The organism is Nostoc sp. ATCC 53789 (genome assembly GCF_009873495.1).
Taxonomy (GTDB): Bacteria; Cyanobacteriota; Cyanobacteriia; order Cyanobacteriales; family Nostocaceae; genus Nostoc; species Nostoc muscorum_A.
In genome coordinates, this window is the sequence record NZ_CP046703.1 from 5,676,318 (window position 1) to 5,697,601 (window position 21,284).

General features: G+C 42.6%; 17 protein-coding genes. 8 read left to right on the forward strand and 9 right to left on the reverse strand.

Features of this window, described 5'->3' with window-relative positions; genetic code table 11:
- The first annotated feature begins 251 nt into the window (after window positions 1-251).
- The 3 genes from GJB62_RS23510 to GJB62_RS23520 all read left to right on the forward strand — a co-directional run bounded on the left by GJB62_RS23510 (window position 252) and on the right by GJB62_RS23520 (window position 2,800).
- Complete coding sequence (locus tag GJB62_RS23510; protein WP_114082212.1) at window positions 252-788, forward strand: hypothetical protein; 537 nt, start codon at window positions 252-254, stop codon at window positions 786-788.
- A gap of 221 nt (window positions 789-1,009) precedes the next feature.
- Window positions 1,010-1,846: a protein-glutamate O-methyltransferase CheR gene (locus GJB62_RS23515; RefSeq protein WP_114082211.1), complete on the forward strand. Its 837-nt coding sequence runs from the start codon at window positions 1,010-1,012 to the stop codon at window positions 1,844-1,846.
- Window positions 1,847-2,020: 174 nt separating this feature from the next.
- Window positions 2,021-2,800, forward strand: coding sequence for a hypothetical protein (locus GJB62_RS23520; RefSeq protein WP_114082210.1), 780 nt, complete (start codon window positions 2,021-2,023; stop codon window positions 2,798-2,800).
- Between the two features lie 41 nt (window positions 2,801-2,841).
- Here GJB62_RS23520 and GJB62_RS23525 read toward each other — a convergent pair whose 3' ends face one another.
- From GJB62_RS23525 to GJB62_RS23545, 5 genes are all read right to left on the reverse strand, one after another.
- Window positions 2,842-3,444 carry a heme-copper oxidase subunit III gene (locus tag GJB62_RS23525; protein WP_114082209.1) on the reverse strand — a complete coding sequence of 201 codons (603 nt, stop codon included), beginning with the start codon at window positions 3,442-3,444 and terminating at the stop codon, window positions 2,842-2,844.
- Between the two features lie 94 nt (window positions 3,445-3,538).
- The gene (ctaD, locus tag GJB62_RS23530) at window positions 3,539-5,200 is read right to left on the reverse strand and encodes a cytochrome c oxidase subunit I (protein WP_114082208.1); all 1,662 of its coding nucleotides are present in this window, start codon (window positions 5,198-5,200) and stop codon (window positions 3,539-3,541) included.
- 13 nt (window positions 5,201-5,213) lie between these two features.
- Window positions 5,214-6,140, reverse strand: coding sequence for a cytochrome c oxidase subunit II (locus GJB62_RS23535; protein ID WP_114082207.1), 927 nt, complete (start codon window positions 6,138-6,140; stop codon window positions 5,214-5,216).
- A gap of 127 nt (window positions 6,141-6,267) precedes the next feature.
- A complete protein-coding gene (locus tag GJB62_RS23540; RefSeq protein WP_114082206.1) occupies window positions 6,268-6,885 on the reverse strand; it encodes a DUF2231 domain-containing protein in 618 nt (205 codons plus the stop codon).
- On the reverse strand, window positions 6,882-7,382 hold the full coding sequence (locus tag GJB62_RS23545; RefSeq protein WP_114082205.1) for a DUF2231 domain-containing protein: 501 nt from the start codon (window positions 7,380-7,382) through the stop codon (window positions 6,882-6,884). The genes GJB62_RS23540 and GJB62_RS23545 overlap by 4 nt, the downstream gene beginning before the upstream one ends.
- A 631-nt stretch (window positions 7,383-8,013) precedes the next feature.
- Here GJB62_RS23545 and GJB62_RS23550 point away from each other — a divergent pair.
- Both GJB62_RS23550 and GJB62_RS23555 read left to right on the forward strand, forming a co-directional pair.
- On the forward strand, window positions 8,014-8,586 hold the full coding sequence (locus tag GJB62_RS23550; RefSeq protein ID WP_114082204.1) for a chemotaxis protein CheB: 573 nt from the start codon (window positions 8,014-8,016) through the stop codon (window positions 8,584-8,586).
- A gap of 4 nt (window positions 8,587-8,590) precedes the next feature.
- Window positions 8,591-10,627 carry a response regulator gene (locus GJB62_RS23555; protein ID WP_114082203.1) on the forward strand — a complete coding sequence of 679 codons (2,037 nt, stop codon included), beginning with the start codon at window positions 8,591-8,593 and terminating at the stop codon, window positions 10,625-10,627.
- Between the two features lie 73 nt (window positions 10,628-10,700).
- Here GJB62_RS23555 and GJB62_RS23560 read toward each other — a convergent pair whose 3' ends face one another.
- The gene (locus GJB62_RS23560) at window positions 10,701-11,072 is read right to left on the reverse strand and encodes a DUF2237 domain-containing protein (RefSeq protein WP_114082202.1); all 372 of its coding nucleotides are present in this window, start codon (window positions 11,070-11,072) and stop codon (window positions 10,701-10,703) included.
- Window positions 11,073-11,750: 678 nt separating this feature from the next.
- Between GJB62_RS23560 and psbA the strand changes: the two genes are divergently transcribed.
- Entirely contained in the window at window positions 11,751-12,833 is a 1,083-nt protein-coding gene (gene psbA / locus GJB62_RS23565; protein WP_159402515.1) for a photosystem II q(b) protein, read from the forward strand.
- A gap of 367 nt (window positions 12,834-13,200) precedes the next feature.
- On the opposite strand, the gene GJB62_RS23570 is transcribed toward psbA, so the two are convergent.
- Both GJB62_RS23570 and GJB62_RS23575 read right to left on the reverse strand, forming a co-directional pair.
- The gene (locus GJB62_RS23570; RefSeq protein WP_114082660.1) at window positions 13,201-17,601 is read right to left on the reverse strand and encodes a PAS domain S-box protein; all 4,401 of its coding nucleotides are present in this window, start codon (window positions 17,599-17,601) and stop codon (window positions 13,201-13,203) included.
- Window positions 17,602-17,869: 268 nt separating this feature from the next.
- Window positions 17,870-18,304 (reverse strand): hypothetical protein, encoded by a 435-nt coding sequence (locus GJB62_RS23575; RefSeq protein ID WP_114082659.1) that lies wholly within the window; start codon window positions 18,302-18,304, stop codon window positions 17,870-17,872.
- 121 nt (window positions 18,305-18,425) lie between these two features.
- Here GJB62_RS23575 and GJB62_RS23580 point away from each other — a divergent pair, with 121 nt between their 5' ends.
- Window positions 18,426-20,279, forward strand: coding sequence for a S8 family peptidase (locus GJB62_RS23580; RefSeq protein WP_114082658.1), 1,854 nt, complete (start codon window positions 18,426-18,428; stop codon window positions 20,277-20,279).
- Window positions 20,280-20,408: 129 nt separating this feature from the next.
- Window positions 20,409-20,633 (forward strand): hypothetical protein, encoded by a 225-nt coding sequence (locus GJB62_RS23585; protein ID WP_114082657.1) that lies wholly within the window; start codon window positions 20,409-20,411, stop codon window positions 20,631-20,633.
- Here the strand turns inward: GJB62_RS23585 and GJB62_RS23590 are convergent.
- Window positions 20,630-20,953, reverse strand: a complete 324-nt coding sequence (locus GJB62_RS23590; RefSeq protein WP_012409925.1) for a hypothetical protein — start codon at window positions 20,951-20,953, stop codon at window positions 20,630-20,632. The genes GJB62_RS23585 and GJB62_RS23590 overlap by 4 nt on opposite strands.
- Between the last annotated feature and the right edge of the window lie 331 nt (window positions 20,954-21,284).

Below are 21,284 nucleotides of genomic sequence, written 5' to 3' on the forward strand. Positions count from 1 at the left end.
TATTTCCATTTTTAGGCTGAGATTCTCCCCTTTTACCTTCTCCTGCTCTGCGTTCTCTGTGTCTCTGCGGTTTGTTATAAAAAGAAGTCGATAAAAGATTCATAGGAACTAGACAAATAGCTTTTTTCCAGAGACGATGTAGTGATATATCTCGCAAACAACTTTTAGCTTTTACATTCTCTCTCTAGATAAAAAATCTTTCTCTCGGTAGATAGGTGTACTGACTTTATTATGGCTGCTATGTTACCAATATGACGATAGTAAGACAAAACGCCCAAAATACAACCGTAAGTCCTTCAGTAAACACTCCAGAAACATTGGCAGAAAAGGTTATTGAAGCAGAGCGGATGCATGACGTTCTCCTTTTGCTGCAAAACTTAATTAACAGTGAAGAAGCCACTGTAAAACTAATTATGGATTGTCTCTATGATGTTGGTTCAGTCAATCTGATCAACCAAAAGCTTCGCATGAAGCCTTTAAACAGGGTAATGAAATTAATTGCCCGAATGTCCAAACCAGTTTTTAGAACTTTGGCTTTCAATTGGTTTAAGAAAAACTGTCCGCAACTGATTACTAATTGGCTACACACCCAGGTAACTTTTAGAAGTACCCAAAACATACCTCAACAAGTAGCTGTTGAAGTTGCAGAACTTCAACCATATCCCTTACCACCGGCAGAAAATCTCAGCCAAGAGATTAAAAATCTGCGTTCTCAGGTTAGATGGCTAGCTGGGATTTCAATAATAGCGATCGCTGTTTTAGCAATGACAGCAATTAAGTTAAACTGAAACCCATAATTAGCACCGTTATCAAATTTAATAGATCCAGTAAGCTCTTTTAGGCGTAAGATGCACTTGAGTTCTAAAAACTCTAGCAGCCTAGAATGTGAATAATTTTTGATCCGTAAGGCGTTTTGGAAAACACTTGTTTGATTAACTCCAAGCACCTTAACTCTTTGTATTACCAGCATATTTAAATAGCTGGTTCAGCATATATGCTAATTCGTACTATGACTTTGCCCAAACCTACCTTGGAGGATATCGAAATACATCTTCTCTTGGAAGGGGTATATCAGTATTACGGCTATGACTTCCGCGATTATGCTCTTTCCTCACTCAAGCGCCGCATTCAAAGCTTCATGCAATTGGAGGGGTTAGCTAATATTTCTGCTTTGCAAGAGCGTTTACTCCACAACCGTGCTTATTTAGAACGATTTTTGCTTGCTCTGACGGTGAATGTAACATCAATGTTTCGCGATCCGAGCTTTTATAATACCTTCAGAAATCAAGTTGTCCCCTTCTTACAAACCTATCCGTTTATTCGCATCTGGCACGCTGGATGTTCTACGGGTGAAGAAGTCTACTCAATGGCAATTCTACTACAAGAAGAAGGACTTTATCACCGTTGTCGGATATATGCAACTGATACTAATGAAAAGGTATTACAAAATGCTAGGAGTGGTATTTTTTCCCTAAAACTGATGCAGGAATATACTCATCTTTACCTAAAAGCAGGCGGCAAAAAATCGTTTTCAGAATATTATACCGCAGCTTATGACAATGCTATTTTTCGCTCATCTCTCAGAGAAAATGTTGTGTTTGCCCAGCATAATTTAGCAACTGACAGTTCTTTTAATGAATTCAATGTTATTCTTTGTCGTAATGTCCTGATCTATTTCAATCAGGCACTTCAAAAGCGGGTACACCAACTATTTTATAATAGCCTCTGCACCTTTGGAATTTTGGGTTTAGGAAAACAAGAATCCATTAGGTTCACCTCTTATGAACAGCACTATGAAGAGATAGTCAAAGGTGAGAAACTATATAAAAAAATAGCTGGTGCTTAAAATCCAAGCTGCTTGAACTACTATATGAAATAAAAAGTTTTGATTTTAAATTGTAGAATAAAGTTGCAATTCTGTCAAAAGACAGTCTGTAAAACATTTTTAATTGTGTTCAGAAGATACACTTAGCGATCGCTTAAGGTAAATTACACATTAAAGTCTTAAAGGAGATTGTCGATGCAGCTTCTCGAATGTCCTCCTGTTGCAGTCATTGCTGGAGAAAATGCGGTTCACGTTTCTCAATTACCTTTTACATGGCAAGACATTGCTAGAGGAAACACGAGTGTCGGACTTCCCCATGCCCAAAGCTATGTTGAGATGGCGCAGTTGTTTCTATATAAATTACAGCATGGTGACGTTGACTTATTTAGCGATCGCCCCCAACTAGCTCACTTGATACCCTCATTCTCTCAGCTTTTTGCACAACTAGCATGGGAAACCCTAGAGTTTTTTGGGCAAGACTTTCTCAAAGACAGCTATCCAAACTTTGCAGAAATTCTCCGTGATGTGGAGTCAAAGGGGGCAGCTTATGCTGATGAAGTAAAAGTGGCTCGCATTGGGATAGATTTATTCAATGAATTTGGTTATGAACTACCTGCCAGCTTCTATCATGTGCATCTAGCACCCATTTACCGCGATCATGTTTTTGAAGAACGCGCCTTAAGATTTGACCCTCGCGATATCGAACACAAACGTGCTTGGGATGCCATACTCCATGCAGGTAAGGTGTTTGCGATTCAGATGAAGGTGCAAAGTATTGCTTCTAAATACGGTTTTACTTATCAACACGGCTGTGGTTGTAACTCTCACCTATCTTCCATTGATGTATCTCGTGGGGCCTTTGAATATGAATTGAGTCCCGAAAAACGCCAGCGATGGATTCGTAGTTTCATTTGGACTGCTTGGTATGAGTATGCCTTTTTTGCGATCGTGCCAAATACGAGTTATTTAGTGTAAAGAAAAACAAGTTGAGGGAGAAATTTCTCCCTCATTCTTATTTACTGCCAAACGTAGATGAGGATAAACAAAATAATCCAGATAACATCGACGAAGTGCCAGAACAACGAAGTCGCATTCACGCCGAAGTGGCCTGTGTCGTAATTGCCAGGGATGAAAGAACGTACCAAAATAATCGACTGCAACAGAATGCCAGTGAAAACGTGCAAACCGTGGAAACCTGTTAGCAGGTAAAACGTTCCGCCAAATACCCCTGTGGTGAAGCCAAAATTGAGGCCGTTCCATTCAATCGCTTGCCCAACCAAAAAGTAAGTACCCATCGCCATTGTTGTCAAGAGAAACAGGCGAAATTTTACTAAGTCATGGCGTTGCAGGGCGCGTTCTGCTAAGTAAATTACAAAGCTACTAGCGACAAGAATTATTGTGTTGATTGTCGGTTCTTTTACTTCTAAGCCAGAAACACCAGCTGGTAGCCAGTTAGGGGTTGTTGTTTTGTAGATGGCATATCCGGCGAAAAAACTCAAGAAAATGACGCTTTCTGAGAGGAGGAAGACGATGAAGCCAAACATTTTGTTGCCTTCTTCGTCGTGGGTATGTTCTGCGGCTGTGTGGTGCAATTCTTGGGAATCGATATAACTGTCCATTTTGGTTTTTGAGGGGGAGTTTGAAACGCAAAGGTACGCGGAGGGAAGCGCAGAGGGACGCGGAGAGTTTTTGCGTCTTCCCGATAGTTTGTGTTTATTCTGGGAGGTTGGATGTTAAGGGTTCTGATTTGCCGTAGCCGTAGGGTTCGGAGATAATGATGGGGATTTCTTCAAAGTTTTCTACTGGGGGGGGTGAAGAAACTAACCACTCTAGTCCGATTGCTCTCCAAGGATTAGCGGGTGCTTTCTCGCCTTGCATCCAAGAAATCACCATGTTGAATATGAAGGGCAAGGTGGACATTCCTAAGAGAAATCCGCCCAAGCTAGCGATGATATTCCAGAATTGATACTCTGGGGCGTAGGAAGCAACTCGGCGTAACATCCCTTGCAATCCTAATGGGTGCATGGGCAAAAAGTTGAGGTTTGTGCCGATGAATGCTAACCAGAAGTGGATTTTACCCCAGCTTTCGGAGTACATCCGCCCAGTCATTTTGGGGAACCAGTGATAGATGGCTGCATACAAGCCCATTGTCACAGTGCCGTAGAGGACATAGTGGAAATGTCCCACCACAAAGTAAGTATTGTTAACGTGGACATTGACTGGCACTGAGGAAAGCATGATGCCTGTGATGCCAGCGAAGACAAACATGACTAATGCACCCAAGGCAAACAGCATGGCGGTATTTAGCCGCATTTTACCGCCCCAAATAGTTGCTACCCAAGCAAATACTTTAATTCCTGTGGGGACAGATACAAACATTGTTGTCATCATGAAAAGCAACCGCATCCAGCCGGGTGTACCACTGACATACATGTGGTGTACCCAAACGATACCGCTAACTACTGCAATCAGCATTGATGAAACAGCAACTACTTTGTAACCAAATAAGGGTTTACGTGAATAAACTGGGAAGATTTCTGAGAAAATCCCGAAGATGGGCAAAATAATCACGTAAACGGCGGGGTGAGAGTAGAACCAGAAGTAATGCTGGAACATCACTGGATTTCCACCCTTAGCGGGGTCGAAAAAGGCAGTACCAGCTGTGAGGTCGAGTAGCAGCATCACTGCACCAGCTGTCAATGCAGGTAATCCGAATAGTTGGATAATCTGGGCGCTAAATACTGCCCAGACAAACAAGGGCATTTTGAAGAAACCCATTCCTGGGGCCCGCATCTTCACGATTGTGGTGACAAAGTTAACTGCCCCCATAATTGAGGATACGCCAGATATTGCCACCGCTAAGAGCCAGAGAACTTGACCATTAATCAAGTTACCTGTGGGATTCTGGAGACTGACTGGCGGATAAGACCACCAACCGGATTGGGCAGAACCTCCAGGGACAAAGAAGCTAGCCATCATGATAATTCCGACTACTGGCACCATCCAAAAGGCGACGGCGTTGAGGCGGGGAAATGCCATATCTCGCGCCCCAATCATCAGGGGTACTAAATAGTTGGCAAAACCAACGAGTGAGGGAAATGTCCACAAAAACAGCATCACAGTGCCGTGCATGGTGAACATACCGTTGTAGATGGTGCGATCGACTAAATCTGATTCGGGTGTCATCAGTTCTCCCCGCATCACCATCGCAAAGATACCGCCGACGAGAAAGAAGAAGAAGGAGGTAACGAGATACTGAATACCAATTACCTTGTGGTCGGTACTAAAGCTGAAGTATTCTTTCCAGCTAGTTGGAGATTCGTGGTTATGCTTCTCATCAGGGAGAAGAATACCTTCAATAGGAACATTAGTCATGGTTACTTTCCTTTCAACCAGGTGAATTGACTAGAGGAGGTGCAGCAGGTGGAACTGTAACCCAACCAGTTTGGACTGATTGATTAGATGTTTGGGCATACTCAGAAGCTGCTTGATTAGTTGCTACAGATGGCTTTTGGGTTGCAGCTTGTGCTAGCCACTGCTGATAATCTTCGGGAGATTCGACAACTACATTCGCTTGCATCGTTGCAAAGTATGTGCCGCTATATTGAGAATCGGTCAATCGGTATTTGCCGGGACGGATGGGAGTAAATTCAAAGTCGATCGCGTGGTTAGGAATAATATCCTGCTTGAGGCGGAATGCAGGTATATAGAAGCCGTGGAGAACATCCTGTGATTTCAGCGCTAAACGTATCCGGCGATCGCTAGGTAAATGCAATTCGGTACTGGTAATATCTCTTTCGGGATAATGAAAAACCCACGCCCACTGTTTAGCTAGTACGTCGATTTTTTCTACAGGTTCCGCTAAGGCGTTAGCTGGTGCATCTTTTGGTTCTGCATAAGCCGATTCCATTCCCAATGGATTATGCAGGTGAACTATTTCTGATGGGCCTTGAATTCCCATTTGTTCGTAAACTTGATAGCTATAACCTGCAATCCACAACACTAAAAGAATGGGAATTGCTGTCCAGACAACTTCTAAGGTGATATTACCTTCAATTGGGGGGCCGTCGGTGAAGTCATCTTTGATTGCCCGATGGAAGATCACAGAATACATTAAAGTACTTGTGACTCCCAAGAAGATGAAGGAACCGAGGGTTACTAAGAAGCTAATCAAATCATCAATTAGTAGGGATTCGGCTGCCGCTTGAGGGGGAAGCCAGGAGTAAGCCTGCTTGCCGATCCAGAGACTCGTAACAGTCACTGCGATCGCGCCTGTAAGCAGCGTCAAAATATTTAAAATCTTCTGGATTTTCATGGTCATTAGTCATTGGTCATTGGTCATTGGTCACTTGTACTGAGCGAAGTCGAAGTATTAGTCATTGGTCATTGATCATTGGTCATTAGTAACTTTAAAAAAATGACAAAGGACAATTGACAAATGACTATTTGAGTATTGTGTTGAGGTCTTGCTGCGATCGCAGCAAATTATCTGCTGTATTGTGTACGCCAAACTCGGCAGCCATTTGCGCCCCTAGTGTCCCGTGGACGTACAGAATGAACATGATTGCTATGCCTGCCAACAGATAGATCCATTGCACTTCTCTATCTGTCTGTTTATATTCTTGTTTGGCCCAAACGAAGCGCTGCCATGCTCTCCAGATGGTCAAGACAACAATTAGTGCTAATAAGAACACACCACCCACACCATGCCAAAGCATAGTTTCCATTGCCTGCAATCCCCAGGCACTTTTCATATCAGCTGGTGGTGTTGCCAACAGCATTTCATAAAAGCCTGCTGCTACTGTGAAAAATGTGATGATGCTGGCAGCTAGCATGTTGTACCAGCCAACATCAAATAAGTTCTGACGTTCCACAGTAATTGCTAAAAATTTGAAGACCCATTTTTCAAAGGGGAACAGAACACCGACAATATCAAAGGTCATTCCAATGATGAACAAACCTATTGTCAGATGGACTAAGTTGGGATGAATGGGAATTGTGTAAGGTAATCCGTTTGCGCCTAAAGAGCCGCTCAATTGATCAATTAATTCTGAGTTCATCGCAACAGACCATCCTTTACTGCTTCCACAACTGGCACTGTATGCAATCCATACACCCAAACAAGTTCATCTCCGAGATATACTTGCAAGCCAACTATTAGGGTTAAAACTAGTCCGGCTCCCAAATAATAAATTGGTATTTTTTGCGGATTGCGGGAACGAATTACATAGCGCCAAGCTGTAATCGCTGTGATGATTCCCGAAAGCGACCAACCAATCAGCGTATGCAAATTTAGCACCGATTTAGCTAGGCTATAAGGTTGTGCTAAACCCGCTTCAAACTGACCAAAAATGATCGCTACGAAAATGGCGATCGTAGCAACTAACATGTTCCACCAACTCACCTCAAAAAGACTGGATTTACCAGTAAAATAGCCAACTACGTCACAGAAAAAGGAAAACAACACCATCGCAATTACGAAGTGGACAACGATGGGATGAATCGTATCTGGATAAGGCAAATTGTGGTCGTTCAATGATGTAAAATACTCAAGCATTGTCTTCTCCTGGACATATCTACCGCACTGTGGTCAAACTTTCATGATTGATAGATACTTACTAATATCACCATAAGTATCCATCGATAATTGACCGGAATATGTTCAATATGTGCGCGGTGCAATACGCTTAATCATGTCTTAGCTTTTTGCAGCTAAATCTAGTGAGCTTGCCGACAGGGAATAATTTTGATTGTGATTAATTTCCTCATGCCAATAGTCTGCAACAGCAACTCTTGATGGAGCTAAACTAAATTGCTGCTGTTTGTTGATTTGCTTAACCTATCCTTTAGCTTAAGTAAATTTTTATGAATTGTCAAAACAATAATAATTAAAATTTTAAAAGTTCGTTGTTTAGCAAAAAAGTATTTTTATAATGTAGCGGTTCTGGCATTGATAAATATTTTAAAAACCCTAGATGTTAATATTTTTCTGTTAAGTATTTCACAATGAGAAAATCTTTAATTGTAATGTTGATGACAAAAATATATAATTTTGATTAGTTGGTATAAATACGAATCAAGGTAAGTTAGTATCTGTGGTGTTACGGGAGAAAGCTGAAAGGATTTTATGAGCCATAAAGTCACACTAAAATTGAAACCTGCATTCTACAAGTGTGAGGACGAAACAAGTGTCGTTTAAAATTGTGGTGATTGGCACTTCTTTAGGCGGATTGTCAGCATTAAAAATTATTCTAGGGAAGTTACCAGCAGACTTCATAGTGCCGATCGCGATCGTGCAACACCGTCACAAGGAATCTAACACCACACTCCAGGAATTATTGCAAGAATCTACTTCACTGCCGATTCGAGAAGTGGAAGACAAAGACGAAATCTTGCCAGGACATATCTATCTAGCTCCAGCAGATTATCACTTACTGGTTGAACCAGGTCACTTTGCTCTTTCGACTGATGAGCCAGTTTCTTATGCCAGACCATCTATTGATGTGTTGTTTGAGTCAGCAGCAGATGTCTACACTGAGCAAGTTATTGGTGTAATATTGACAGGAGCAAATCAAGATGGTATGCAAGGTCTTAAGAAAATAAAAGCGCGGGGAGGAATAACCATCGTACAGGAACCTACTACAGCTGAGAGCGATATTATGCCAGAAGCAGCAATTTCTGCTGTTACAGTAGACTGGATTTTGACACTCTCAAACATAGCTTCCCAAATGGTCAAGCTCTGTCACTCATCACGGAAATAAACCCATGCAGATGGAACCCAAAGTAAACATCCTCCTAGTGGATGACAAACTAGAAAATTTGCTAGCACTAGAAGCAATCCTGGAAAAACTGGGAGAGAATTTGGTGAGAGCTACTTCTGGAGAAGAAGCTTTGAGGTGTCTGCTACATCAAGACTTTGCAGTAATTTTGCTAGATGTGCAAATGCCAGGGATGGATGGCTTTGAAACTGCTACCTTGATTCGCAATCGGGGGCGATCGCGTCATACTCCAATTATCTTTCTTACTGCCTTTAGCACCAGCGACCAAATGCTGTTTAAAGGCTATGCCTTGGGTGCAGTTGATTATTTACTCAAACCATTAGACCCCAATATTTTGACTTCTAAAGTCACAGTATTCGTAGAACTATTTAAGAAAACAGAAGCTGTCAAGCAACAAGCTGCACAACTGGTAGCCATGAATGCGGAACTCAGGCAAAGTGAAGAACGATTGCGATCGCTAAGTACCTGTTCACCCGTTGGCATTTTTGAAATTGATACTGAAGGAGGATGTAGATATACTAATCCTCGCTATCAAATAATTTGTGGTCTGAAAGCGGTAGAGAGTTTAGAAAAAAGCTGGCTAGAATCTGTTCATCCAGAAGATAGAGAACGAGCAGTTGCTAGTTGGTCTGCTTATATTTATGAGGGTCGTGACTACTCTGAAGAGTTTCGCTTTCAAACTGCTCAAGGCATCATTCGTTGGGTTCAGGTTCGCTCATCACCAATGCTTTCTGGTCAAGGGGAACTTCTGGGATATGTAGGCACTCTCGAAGATATTACTGAACGCAAGCAAGCAGAAGAAGTCCGCGCTCAAGTAATTAGAGAACAGACCGCAAGGCAAGAAGCAGAAGCAGCAAATCGAATGAAAGATGAGTTTCTTGCCGTTCTCTCCCATGAACTTCGTACACCCCTCACCTCAATGCTGGGTTGGTCAAAAATTCTCCGCTCTAAGAAACTTGACGACAAAGCCACTTCCCGCGCCCTAGAGGCGATTGAACGCAATGCTATATCTCAGATGCAACTAATTGAGGATATTTTAGATGTATCTCGGATTATCCGTGGACAGTTGCGATTAAATGTCTCTGCGGTGAATCTCATCTCAGTCATGGAGGCAGCTTTAGAAGCAGTGCGTCCCCTAGCAGAGCCAAAAGAGATTCAATTAAACACTGTCTTAGATACTTCAGTAGGTTCAGTTTATGGCGATCCAGCGCGGTTACAACAAATAGTATGGAATCTCCTAACTAATGCCATTAAGTTTACCCCCAAGGGCGGCAGGGTAGAAGTGAATCTGTCAATAGTCTGTGGTGAAGAACAACAAATAACTCAAAAATATGCCCAAATTCAAGTTATTGATACGGGCATAGGCATCAGTTCTGAGTTCTTACCGAAAGTATTTGAGCGTTTCCGGCAAGCAGACAGCACCACAACGCGATCGCACAATGGACTAGGACTAGGGTTAGCGATCGTCCGTCATCTAGTAGAACTCCACAAGGGTACAATATTTGCCCAAAGCCCAGGCAGTGGACAGGGAGCAACCTTTACAGTGAGACTACCACTGCTACAAGACAATAGGGGAAATAGAGAAGCCACAGGAGAAATTTCTTCCTCAGTGGCATCGACACCGCTTGCTGGATTAAAAGTTTTAGTTGTAGATGACGAAGCAGATACCCGTAACTTGCTCAGTTTTATGTTTGAGGAGTATGGAGCGATCGCCACTGCGGTAGCATCAGTTGATGAAGCATTAGCAGTACTTGAGCAAGCAAAAGCAGATATCCTGATTAGCGACATCGGTATGTCGGAGCAGGATGGTTATACACTAATTCGGAAACTGCGCTCTTTAGAACCAGAAAAAGGTGGATGTATGCCAGCGATCGCTTTAACTGCATATACGCGGGAAGAAGATCGTTTAGAAGCGCTTTCAGCAGGGTTTCAGCAGTATTTATCTAAGCCAATAGACCCCACTAAATTGATTGCTATGGTTGCCAGTGTATTAAAACTACCTGTTCAAGTTCCAGTAAGTTGATTTTGAACTAGGGAAGGGGAGAGAAATCAATTCAAAATTAAAGAACTCCTGCCTCCTCTTTGCCAATGACCGATCAAGAGGAAATTACGGCATTTTTTCTCAGTTCGTCTAAAGAAACCACTTCCAAAGCTCTAGCATGGGTTGCAGAGAGAACGACAGGTGGAGCAACACCTGCTTCGAGAGCTTCTTGCCAGCGAGAAGCACACAAACACCAGCGATCGCCAGGCTTCAATCCAGGAAAATTAAAATCAGGAACAGGTGTGCTTAGGTCGTTCCCCCGCAATTTGGTGAACTCCAAGAATTCTACAGTCACTTCGGCGCATACAACGTGCGATCCGAAATCCTGACCACCTGTGCGACAAAAACCATCGCGGTAAAATCCAGTCATGGGAGAAGTGCAGCAGGCTTCTAGGTTTCCACCAATTACATTTTTAGCTTCTATCATCGTTATTTATTGCACTTAATTTTTCACTCCGATATAAGCCTATATTGACACTTCCCTAGTTAAATAAAAATCGCTATCCCTGATTAATTCAGAAAAGCACGAAATTCTAGAATCAACTTATATTAAGAGACTTCCAAAAAATAAATTATCCAAAATTATTTGTATATTTATAGGGGCGCAAGGTCTTGCGCCCCTAACCAAACGCAGGGATGGGATGTTTTTTACTGGAAATCCCTAAGCTCCCAATCTTACGGTTATTGGGAATGGTGCAATATCTCAGTAAAAGTTCTAATAAAAACCCCTGGTAGTTAGCCAGGGGTAATGCAAGTCAGTACTTTTTCGCATGGAATGTATCCTACTCAAATACCATAGCAACGGCCTAATTTATAGATATGCCATTTTGCCAAACAGAAAAAACCCCCAGTGGTAAGCCGAGGGTTAATTTTTTTTTGGAATAGCGGTAATCTACAAAGCTATTGTTCCCAGATCAATAGGCAATAAAATCAGAATTTCTACATAATATCTAGTAACTTGCTTTTAAATAAGCAAAGCTGATGGAACTCATCAGCTTTACAAAAGTGAAATAGTTGATGAAAAATTGTAAAGCATTGTAAAGTGTATTCACAGGCAAAGACAAACGATCCTGATTCATAAATCACTAACCGCACTTATAAAACAATGACAACAACCTTACAACAGCGCTCAAGCGCTAACGTATGGGATCGATTCTGTGAATGGATCACCAGCACCAACAACCGCATCTACATCGGCTGGTTCGGCGTAGTCATGATCCCCACCTTGCTAGCAGCTACCGCTTGCTTCGTAATCGCCTTCATCGCCGCTCCTCCAGTAGACATCGATGGTATCCGCGAACCAGTTGCAGGTTCCTTGATTTACGGAAACAACATCATCTCTGGTGCAGTAGTACCTTCCTCCAACGCTATCGGCTTGCATTTCTACCCAATTTGGGAAGCAGCATCCTTAGACGAGTGGTTGTACAACGGTGGTCCTTACCAATTGGTAATTTTCCACTTCCTGATTGGCGTATTCTGCTATTTAGGTCGTGAATGGGAACTATCCTACCGCTTAGGTATGCGTCCTTGGATTGCTATTGCATATTCTGCACCTGTTGCAGCAGCAACCGCAGTATTCTTGGTATACCCCATCGGACAAGGTTCATTCTCTGACGGTATGCCTTTGGGTATCTCAGGAACATTCAACTTCATGATCGTGTTCCAAGCAGAACATAACATCTTGATGCACCCCTTCCACCAACTAGGTGTAGCTGGTGTATTCGGTGGTTCCTTATTCTCTGCAATGCACGGTTCACTAGTAACTTCTTCACTAGTTCGTGAAACAACTGAGACTGAATCACAAAACTACGGTTACAAATTCGGTCAAGAAGAAGAAACCTACAACATCGTTGCAGCTCACGGCTACTTCGGTCGTCTAATCTTCCAATACGCTTCTTTCAACAACAGCCGCTCACTGCACTTCTTCTTAGCAGCATGGCCTGTAATCGGCATCTGGTTCACCGCCTTGGGTGTAAGCACAATGGCGTTCAACTTGAACGGTTTCAACTTCAACCAATCAATCATTGACTCTGAAGGTCGTGTGATTGCAACTTGGGCTGATGTAATCAACCGCGCTAACCTGGGTATGGAAGTAATGCACGAGCGTAACGCTCACAACTTCCCCTTAGATTTGGCATCTGCTGAATCTGCTCCTGTTGCTCTTTCTGCTCCTGCTATCAACGGTTAATTCTCAAGCATTAACTCGATTAGTTAAATAAGAAAGCGCTCTCCCACTTCGGGAGTGCGCTTTCTTATTTATATGTATCCTTCTTGTTTCGCCTTCTGAGTATTATGAGTAAAAAAAGATAAAGCTCTAAATAATCTTCGCTGAATTGCTCTTACATTTCGTACTTAATGCGTCATAGCATTTCTTTGTGAGGCTGCACCAAACCCTTTTAACTTCTTTCTTTGTGTCCTTTGCGGTTCGTTTCTCTTTCTTCTGTCTTGTACTTAAATATGGTTTAGCGTATCTTCATACAGAAATGGTATAAGTCCTAATTGCAAAAAAGGGTATACAGGAGCTAGCAAGAATTTTTCCCAATACCCAATTCTGTCTAAGTCCGTCCAACAAGACTAGCAACTACTGTAGCCAACTCAGCCGCTTCAATAGGTTTGGGTAAATGTAGCTGATAACCTTCTTGTATAGCTCGCATCCGATCCTCTGCCTTAGCATAAGCTGTCAATGCTGCTGCGGGAATATTTCCCCCTTGTTCTGGCGATCGCGATCGCAGTTTGCGGATCAAAGAGTAACCATCCTCATTGGGCATACCGATGTCACTGACTAAAACATCTGGTTTCCATTCTGTAATTATCTGCAATGCTTCTTGAACTGATGCCACTGCTTTAACTTCGGCTTGGCACTGTTCGAGAACTGTGGTGATAAATTCACGGCTATCGGTTTGGTCATCTACAACCACTACCCGCACACCAAGGAGGGAGACGAAGTGAAGAGGAGAACAGGCAACGGGGAGAGGCTGCGAGACTGTGAATAGATGACTTTTCAAAAGTGGCAGCTTAACTGTAAACGTTGCTCCTTGATCTTTACCTGCACTATCTACCTGAACAGTACCACCATGTAATTCTACTAAATGACGCACGATCGCTAATCCTAGTCCTAATCCACCGTATGATCTAGTGTTAGAACTATCAGCTTGACGAAAGCGATCGAAGACGTAGGGGAGAAAATCAGGGCTAATACCAATACCTGTATCAATCACCTGAATTTGGGCATATTTCTCTGTTATATGTTGTTTTTCTTCGCCAGTTACCACTGACAATTGCAACTCTACCTGTCCACCTGTCGGTGTAAATTTGATGGCATTAGATAACAGATTCCAGATAATTTGCTGCAAACGCTCAAAATCACCGGAAACTAGGAATTGGGAATTTTCGCTGCTGTCCTTCGAACGTTGATTGCTTTGGGATTCCGCTTCTCTTGACTCAACATTTTCGTGATTAATTTCTAATCCCAAATCTGAATTTGGCGCGATTGTTACCACGGGGAGTATCTCCGGTGGCGCATTTCGTGTTTCTTTGGAGGGAATGATAGAAAATCTTAAATCGATTTCCTTGGATTGGGCAGCTAGGCTAACAGTCTCTAGGCTCGACTCAATCATCGGAACCAAATTACAAGTACGGACATTCAGGCGTAACTTGCCTCGAATCATCCGTGATATATCTAGTAAGTCTTCAATTAGCTGGGTTTGCGCCTTAGCATTGCGCTCAATTGTCTCCGTAGCCTTAGCCATTTGGCTTTCACTCAGCTTGCTTCGTTGCAGGAGTTGCGCCCAGCCCAAAATTGCATTGAGGGGTGATCGCAATTCGTGAGACAATATCCCCAGAAATTCATCTTTCATCCGGTTCGCCTCTTGCAACTGCTCAGTTTGTTTTTGCAAAGAAGCAATTAAACTAGCCCGTTCCATTGCGATCGCTATTTGGTCGCATACTGCTTGCATCATCCCCTTTTGATTCTCGGTAAAGCTTAACCGAGTCCGGCTGCCAAAAGAAAGAGTACCCAACAATCGTCCTTGGGCAATCAACGGATAACTATAATAAGCAGTAATATTTAAAGAACGAAGCAATTCTGTTTTGGGGTCAGTTGATTGCTGCACATTCTCTAGAGCTATTGCACAACGGTTTTGAGCTACAGTACCGCAAACCGTTTCCCCAAATCCCAGCGACTCGATTTCCTTGGCCAGTTCTTGGGAAATACCACTGTAAGACCCCAACCGCATTACTTGAGAGTTATCCTCAACCAAATAGTTCAAATAAACTTCTATTCCAATTTGCTCTCTTAGTTTTCGGTAGACGCTATCGATTAGTAGTACTGGTTCTTGGCTTGAGAGTAAATCGTTGGCTGTGTCAAATAGTAGCTTTAGTCTTTTGTAACCTAACGAGAGTGCTTTTTCTGCCTGTTTGAGGTTGCTAATCTCTTGGAACACCAAGATACAGGTAGCCGGATGACCGTGCATTGCTGGCAAGGTATCAGCAAATATCAGTAGAGAACGCACACCAGAGGGAGTGTGCCAATCTACTTCTAATCCATTGAGACGTTCGCCAAGGGCAACCCGCACTCCTGGCATTTGTTCATTGGGAATGCGATCGCCTGCCGCATCTGTATAGTGGTAAACTGTGTGATAATCTTTTGCTGGTACACCTTTAGGAAATTCGCCCCCAGCTAATTCATTAGCAGAGCGATTTGCAAAAGTTACCCGCGCCGTTCCTGGTTCGATAAACAGCAAGGGTCTTGGCATCAGATTTAATACATCCTCCAGCCATTTTTGCTGATTTAGAAGTATTTCTTCTGCCTGTTTGCGCTCCGTAATATCTAAAAATGCACCAACGCTTCCTCTAGTTTTACCCTCTTCATCAAACAGAGGTGCAACATACTCCAACAGGTTGACAATTTTTCCATTTTCATGGACTACCTCAAGTTCACAATCCACAACTTCGACACCATGAGCAGCAGAGTATTGCATTGGCAGTTCCTCTTCTGACAGTTCCCTTCCCTCTCGGTAGATTTTGAAGGTTGTGGATTTTTGATCACTAGGAACATTGAGAGAGGCATTTGTATTTGACGATATCCCCAACTGCTTGGCCAAAGCAGGGTTTACCTTGATATTTTGGCATAGTGGATCTTCGGCAATGCCAATTCCAATGGGAATTACCTCCAACAAAGTTTGTAACTCAGTAATACGGCGCTGTAGATCCTTGTTTAGTTGTAAGATTTTTTCTTTAGCCTGTTTTTGTTCGCTGATGTTACGAGTCACAGTTGCTAAGGCAATTGGCTGACCTGTGTTGTTGTCTGTAACAGTGAAGATATTGTAATCAACTGGTATTGGTTGACCTGTTTGAAGATGCCGAAAGCAGAATTCTCCCTGCCAGCGACCTTCTGATAGTACAGTCGGCAGTATATATTTTTGAAAATAGGTTTTGTCTTTGGGCATGAAGTAATCTAATACTACTTTTTGCCTCACTTCTTCAAGGCTAGCAAGTCCTACCAGTTTTTGACCTGCATCATTTATATAGAGCAATTGACCCTCAAGGGTGGCAATGCCGATAAAGTCAGAGCTATTTTCTACCAGCGATACTAATTTTTGTTGCTCTGTTTCTGCAAGCTTACGTTCGCTCAAGTCGAGGATAAATGCTACTGACTCTTCCCGCTTTTCTCCTAACAGCACGTAACCAACTAAAACCGGGATGCGGCTACCATCCTTGCGAATATATTCTTTCTCGTAGGGCGTACAAGTAGCGTTAGTGTTTTTTTGTGCTTCGGCAACACCTCGCTGATCCAAGTATCGATATTCAGATGGTGTGATATTGCTCCAACTTAACCTACCCGTTGACAAATCCTCCCGCGTATAACCAATCATCCTGAGATATTCGTCGTTTGCCTGGTGGATACCGCCATACACATCGCCAAATAGAATACCAATGACATTAGAATCTACGAAACTCCCCAATTTATCTTCGTAGGTTCTTAGTGCTTCTTGGGCGAGGTCGCGTTGATGGCTAAGGCGTTCAATAACCCTGGCACTTTGCCAAATCAAAATAGTAAAAATCACAATCAGGACGATCGCAAACACTGATACTGCAAAAGCCGGATCGTATTGTCCTGCGCGTTGACCTTCAACAATTACCCACCCTAATATAAAAGGTACTGCGATCGCAGCAACCAACAAACGACGTGCCAGTAATCCACCATAAGTATCACTTGTAACTACCCTCATTAACCCCTGTTCTGCCCGCGCCCACAAAATACCTATACTTAGCAAAATGAACAACACCGCCGTATGTAAAGCCATTGACGTTGTATAAGGGGCAACTCCATAAAGAACTTTCACTTTGTAGGCATAGCCCATGAGTGCCTGAAAGGAAATTAAAGTAGCGATCAGAGCGATAATCTGAGCAGACCAATAACTACGATGGTTTTTGGGATTAATCAGAATCTGTAGGGCAACGCTGACTAGTATAAAGTTGAATGCTGTGTTTACCCCCATTCGCCCCGGATATAATGTCGTCATACTAGTTGGCGAATCCAGGAACAGTATCTCATCAATACCCAGATTCCAGCCGAACAGATATTCACAAAGTGTAAGTGCAGCAATTGTGGTGACAGCTATTGCACAGACCCTGGAAATTACCAGAGCAGGGAAGTCGAGAAGTCGAAAGGTCGAAGAGTGGGGGGAGTTTTGAATTGTTCTTTTCCCCTTATTCCCTGCCTTTAAAAACAACCACAATGATAAACCAGACAATACAAAACACAACGCTGTATTGACTTTCATCGTGGCGGGACTACCAGGAAAGCCGCGCTTGAAAACTTCAATTCCAAGCCACCAGCCAATTAGCACCAAGCCGCCAACCAAGATGGGTATTACACTTGCGGCTTTTGCCACAAGTGAATTTATCGGGATTTTGAATATATCTTGCAGCCGCAAGCGGTTAACCTTTAACATTTAGTGTTCTCTAACCGCATCTATCGAGCGTAGTAAAATTCCGTATTCCTTACGGTTTTATCATCTATGCCTTAGTATTTTATGCTACCCCTTGACTTACTTTTCATCTACCCAGAAGCATATTTTTTATTGGACAATTTAGAGTAAGAATTAATAATTCAAAAATCATCTTTGTGAGTATTTCATAATTGCAGGCTATCTCGTTTACCCAATCTAATTTTCTGTACAGAAACAGTAGTATAATCGAGAACTTGTAGCTTCAATATAACTACTTGTTTGGTTCTGTTCGCAAGTCTTGTAATCGCCCTTGCAAAAACTTTCCCCATTCCGCCGCCAAAGGGATTTCGGTAAATGGAACACGCACCAATTTATTAGATTCGGAAAAGAGAAATTCTAGCTCTATAGAACGACCTTTCTGGGGGATATTATCCACATCTACCGATTTATCATCTACTAGAAAGTTGATTTGCTTAATATCAAGCAAAGAGAATGTTTCTAGTTTAATAGGCCCTTGAGGTGTGGGTTTTCCCCAAGTGAGATTATTGTCTTTTTGACCTAATACAGCATAAATATCGTACTTAGCCCGTTCAAATTGTTCTGCCCAACCGCGATAGGCTTCAACTTTTTGATACTCTTTCGAGCCTTGCCAAGCCAACCAGAAAAACATTACTAATAGCGGCAACCACAAAAGACCACGTTCCATCGTTTCAAAAAGTCCTGAGTAATGAAGTGAGACTTGTAACTAAAAGTGCAAAATCCACCAACAAAGGATGGAGATAAGTTATGGTAGTGAGCAAACTGGCAAAAAGCGGTGATGAGTTAATATGAGAAAGCTTATATTATTGTGCTTGTTTGTCATTGGGCTGGGAGCTGCCATATTTGGTTTCCTGAATTTCCAGGGAATGGCAGTTAAAGGAGAGTTTGAGACGATTTTGCTTGATTTTCGGGAAGATATTCCATCAGATGTGGTGCAACAGAATCTCCAAGCGATCGCCAAACAATATAACGTTACACCCCAATTAGACAACAAGTTTTCAGAAAAAGATCATGTGTATATTGTCAAAGGCGATCGCCAGCGACTCCAAGAACTGAAAAAATCTCAGTTTGCCCAAGCTACAGAATTCATTGAGCCAAATTACATCTATACAAAGATTCCACAACCAGGTGAAAAAGCTTGGTTAGGAGAATTTTTGAGACCTCAAGAAAATGATGATGAGACAAGCCCGTCATTAACTGGCCCCAATGATCAATATTACAGCAAGCAGTGGAACTTGCACAAAATCGGTATTGAAGGCGCATGGAGTCAAACCAAAGGCAGTGGCATTACAGTTGCGGTAATTGACACCGGGATTACTAAGGTGCGCGACTTATATGAGACAAAATTTGTCAAAGGCTATGATTTTGTTAACGACCGAGAAGAAGCCAAAGACGATAACGGCCACGGTACCCATGTTGCCGGAACTATTGCCCAAGCCACAAATAACAAATATGGCGTAGCTGGAATTGCTTATGAAGCTAGTCTGATGCCACTTAAGGTACTCAGTTCTTATGGTGGCGGTACAGTTGCCGATATTGCCGAAGCGATTAAATTTGCTGCTGATAAAGGCGCAGATGTGATTAATATGAGCTTGGGCGGTAGCGGTGAAAGCAAGTTGATGAAAGAAGCGATCGAGTATGCCCATAGAAAAGGTGTAGTTATCATTGCCGCATCTGGGAATGAAAATACCAATGGCGCAAGCTATCCAGCCCGATATCCTTATGTAATCGGCGTTTCGGCAATTGGCCCAGATGGCGAAAGAGCGCCTTATTCTAACTTTGGTGCTGGGGTAGATATCTCGGCTCCTGGTGGTAGTGAAGCTGGTAAGATTCTCCAAGAAACTATCGACGAAAATGGCGAAGGGGTATTTCTTGGCTTCCAGGGTACAAGCATGGCTTCTCCCCACGTTGCAGGCGTGGCAGCATTAATTAAAGCTGCTGGTATCAAAGAACCAGATGAAGTTTTAAAAGTCCTCAAGCAGTCAGCGCGAGTTATCCAAGATGATGGTTTGAACTATTATGGCGCTGGACAACTCAATGCAGAAGCAGCAGTCAGACTAGCTTTTGGTGGACAAATCAGTTTTCCTGATTTCTTTCGGTGGTTACGCGATAACGGCTATCTTAACCCTGGCTTTTGGATTGATGGTGGTGCAGTGGCACTATTACCCAAGATTTTAATGGTAGTTGGCTCTTATCTACTGGCTTGGTTTTTACGGGTTTACTTCCCCTTCAGTTGGAGTTGGTCTTTATCTAGTGGGCTAATCGCTGGCAGTTCCGGGTTATTCTTCCTCAAGGGAATCTATATTTTTGATCTTCCCCAATGGCCTTTCCGGGTTTTAGGCAGTTCAATTCCCGAACTAGGTAATACCCTCCAGGGAACTGATGCGTTGAATCCCCTATTTGCCAGTGTACTGATTCCCATTTTGTTAATGGCATTGCTGCTGGGAAATCCTAGTTGGAAATGGTTTGCCATTGGTTCAACATTAGGTGTAGCAGCCTGCTTGACAGTAAGTGCATTTTTAGATCCAGCTGTTTGGGGTTTGGGAAGTGGCAACATATCACGCCTCTTCCTCATCGCTAATGCCCTAATCTGCTATGGACTGGCTCGTTTAGCATTGAAAAACGAAGAAAAAATCGCATAAATCGGGAATGGAGAATGGGGAATCAATGTTTATAACTCCTAACCCTAACTCCTAATTCCCTACTCCCCCCACTCAGCACGGGCTAAACGCCCCGCTATCGCTAACAGCACTTACAACTCAGCACTATTTATGAGCATTACACTTACAGGTACAATCGAACGCCGTGATATAGGCACAGGCGCATGGGCGTTAGTTACAGAAGAGGGCGTTACTTACGAAATCCTTAAAGGGGCTGACAAAAGCTTACTCAAAGCCGGACAAAAAGCAAAAGTAAAAGGACAGGTGCGTGAAGATATCATGACTATTGCCATGATTGGCCCTGTCCTAGAGGTCAAATCTTTTGAAGTAATTTAGTTCTGATTACCTGTAGAATCCAGAACCTCTTGCAGACGGCTTCTAAATTCCCCTTTGGGATGACCTCCTTTTACTTCACCCACAATCTGAAATTCCCCTTCTGGAGAATTGCAGATGATGTAAGTAGGCCATCCCATTTCTGATTTATCGGGATACTGAGTTAATAAAATCTTGCGATACTTGCGGTAAGCAGTCGTATCCTGCATTTTCACATCAATAAATTCTAAACCCAGTTCTTCAGCCACCTTTTTGTCGTAAAAAGACATTTTATGGCAGATGCCGCACTCTTCTGAAGAGAACTTAATTACAGCTAAACTCATGGGTTGGCGACTCTTTGATTCTAAGCAAAGTTTTTTAGCATAATGCCATGAAATATTACCATATAGCTGGTTATTAGTGTCAACTTAAAGCTGAAACCCTTATCCAGTATGTTTTCCTGCGCCCTTGTTTCTATGTTTTTTGGGAGGCAGAGCTTTCAGTACTGCATTCCCAGGTTGAACATCCAAACAAGAAATATACAAATGTAGTTAGCAAAGAAGCGTGATTGCTGGCAGACAAATAATTAAACGCCAAAATATAGAAAAAAAATTAAGAATATGATTAAATATCATAGCAATCATTTTGATGTGGCATCTCTAGCTCACAATAAAA

Excerpts from the sequence above, each read along its gene's own strand:
- GJB62_RS23575 (WP_114082659.1), bottom strand. The coding sequence starts at position 18,304 with ATGGAACGTGGTCTTTTGTGGTTGCCGCTATTAGTAATGTTTTTCTGG.
- GJB62_RS23570 (WP_114082660.1), bottom strand. The coding sequence starts at position 17,601 with ATGTTAAAGGTTAACCGCTTGCGGCTGCAAGATATATTCAAAATCCCG.
- GJB62_RS23525 (WP_114082209.1), bottom strand. The coding sequence starts at position 3,444 with ATGGACAGTTATATCGATTCCCAAGAATTGCACCACACAGCCGCAGAA.
- GJB62_RS23510 (WP_114082212.1), top strand. The coding sequence starts at position 252 with ATGACGATAGTAAGACAAAACGCCCAAAATACAACCGTAAGTCCTTCA.
- GJB62_RS23560 (WP_114082202.1), bottom strand. The coding sequence starts at position 11,072 with ATGATAGAAGCTAAAAATGTAATTGGTGGAAACCTAGAAGCCTGCTGC.
- GJB62_RS23555 (WP_114082203.1), top strand. The coding sequence starts at position 8,591 with ATGCAGATGGAACCCAAAGTAAACATCCTCCTAGTGGATGACAAACTA.
- psbA (WP_159402515.1), top strand. The coding sequence starts at position 11,751 with ATGACAACAACCTTACAACAGCGCTCAAGCGCTAACGTATGGGATCGA.
- GJB62_RS23585 (WP_114082657.1), top strand. The coding sequence starts at position 20,409 with ATGAGCATTACACTTACAGGTACAATCGAACGCCGTGATATAGGCACA.
- GJB62_RS23520 (WP_114082210.1), top strand. The coding sequence starts at position 2,021 with ATGCAGCTTCTCGAATGTCCTCCTGTTGCAGTCATTGCTGGAGAAAAT.
- GJB62_RS23590 (WP_012409925.1), bottom strand. The coding sequence starts at position 20,953 with ATGAGTTTAGCTGTAATTAAGTTCTCTTCAGAAGAGTGCGGCATCTGC.
- GJB62_RS23545 (WP_114082205.1), bottom strand. The coding sequence starts at position 7,382 with ATGCTTGAGTATTTTACATCATTGAACGACCACAATTTGCCTTATCCA.
- GJB62_RS23580 (WP_114082658.1), top strand. The coding sequence starts at position 18,426 with ATGAGAAAGCTTATATTATTGTGCTTGTTTGTCATTGGGCTGGGAGCT.
- GJB62_RS23535 (WP_114082207.1), bottom strand. The coding sequence starts at position 6,140 with ATGAAAATCCAGAAGATTTTAAATATTTTGACGCTGCTTACAGGCGCG.
- ctaD (WP_114082208.1), bottom strand. The coding sequence starts at position 5,200 with ATGACTAATGTTCCTATTGAAGGTATTCTTCTCCCTGATGAGAAGCAT.
- GJB62_RS23515 (WP_114082211.1), top strand. The coding sequence starts at position 1,010 with ATGACTTTGCCCAAACCTACCTTGGAGGATATCGAAATACATCTTCTC.
- GJB62_RS23540 (WP_114082206.1), bottom strand. The coding sequence starts at position 6,885 with ATGAACTCAGAATTAATTGATCAATTGAGCGGCTCTTTAGGCGCAAAC.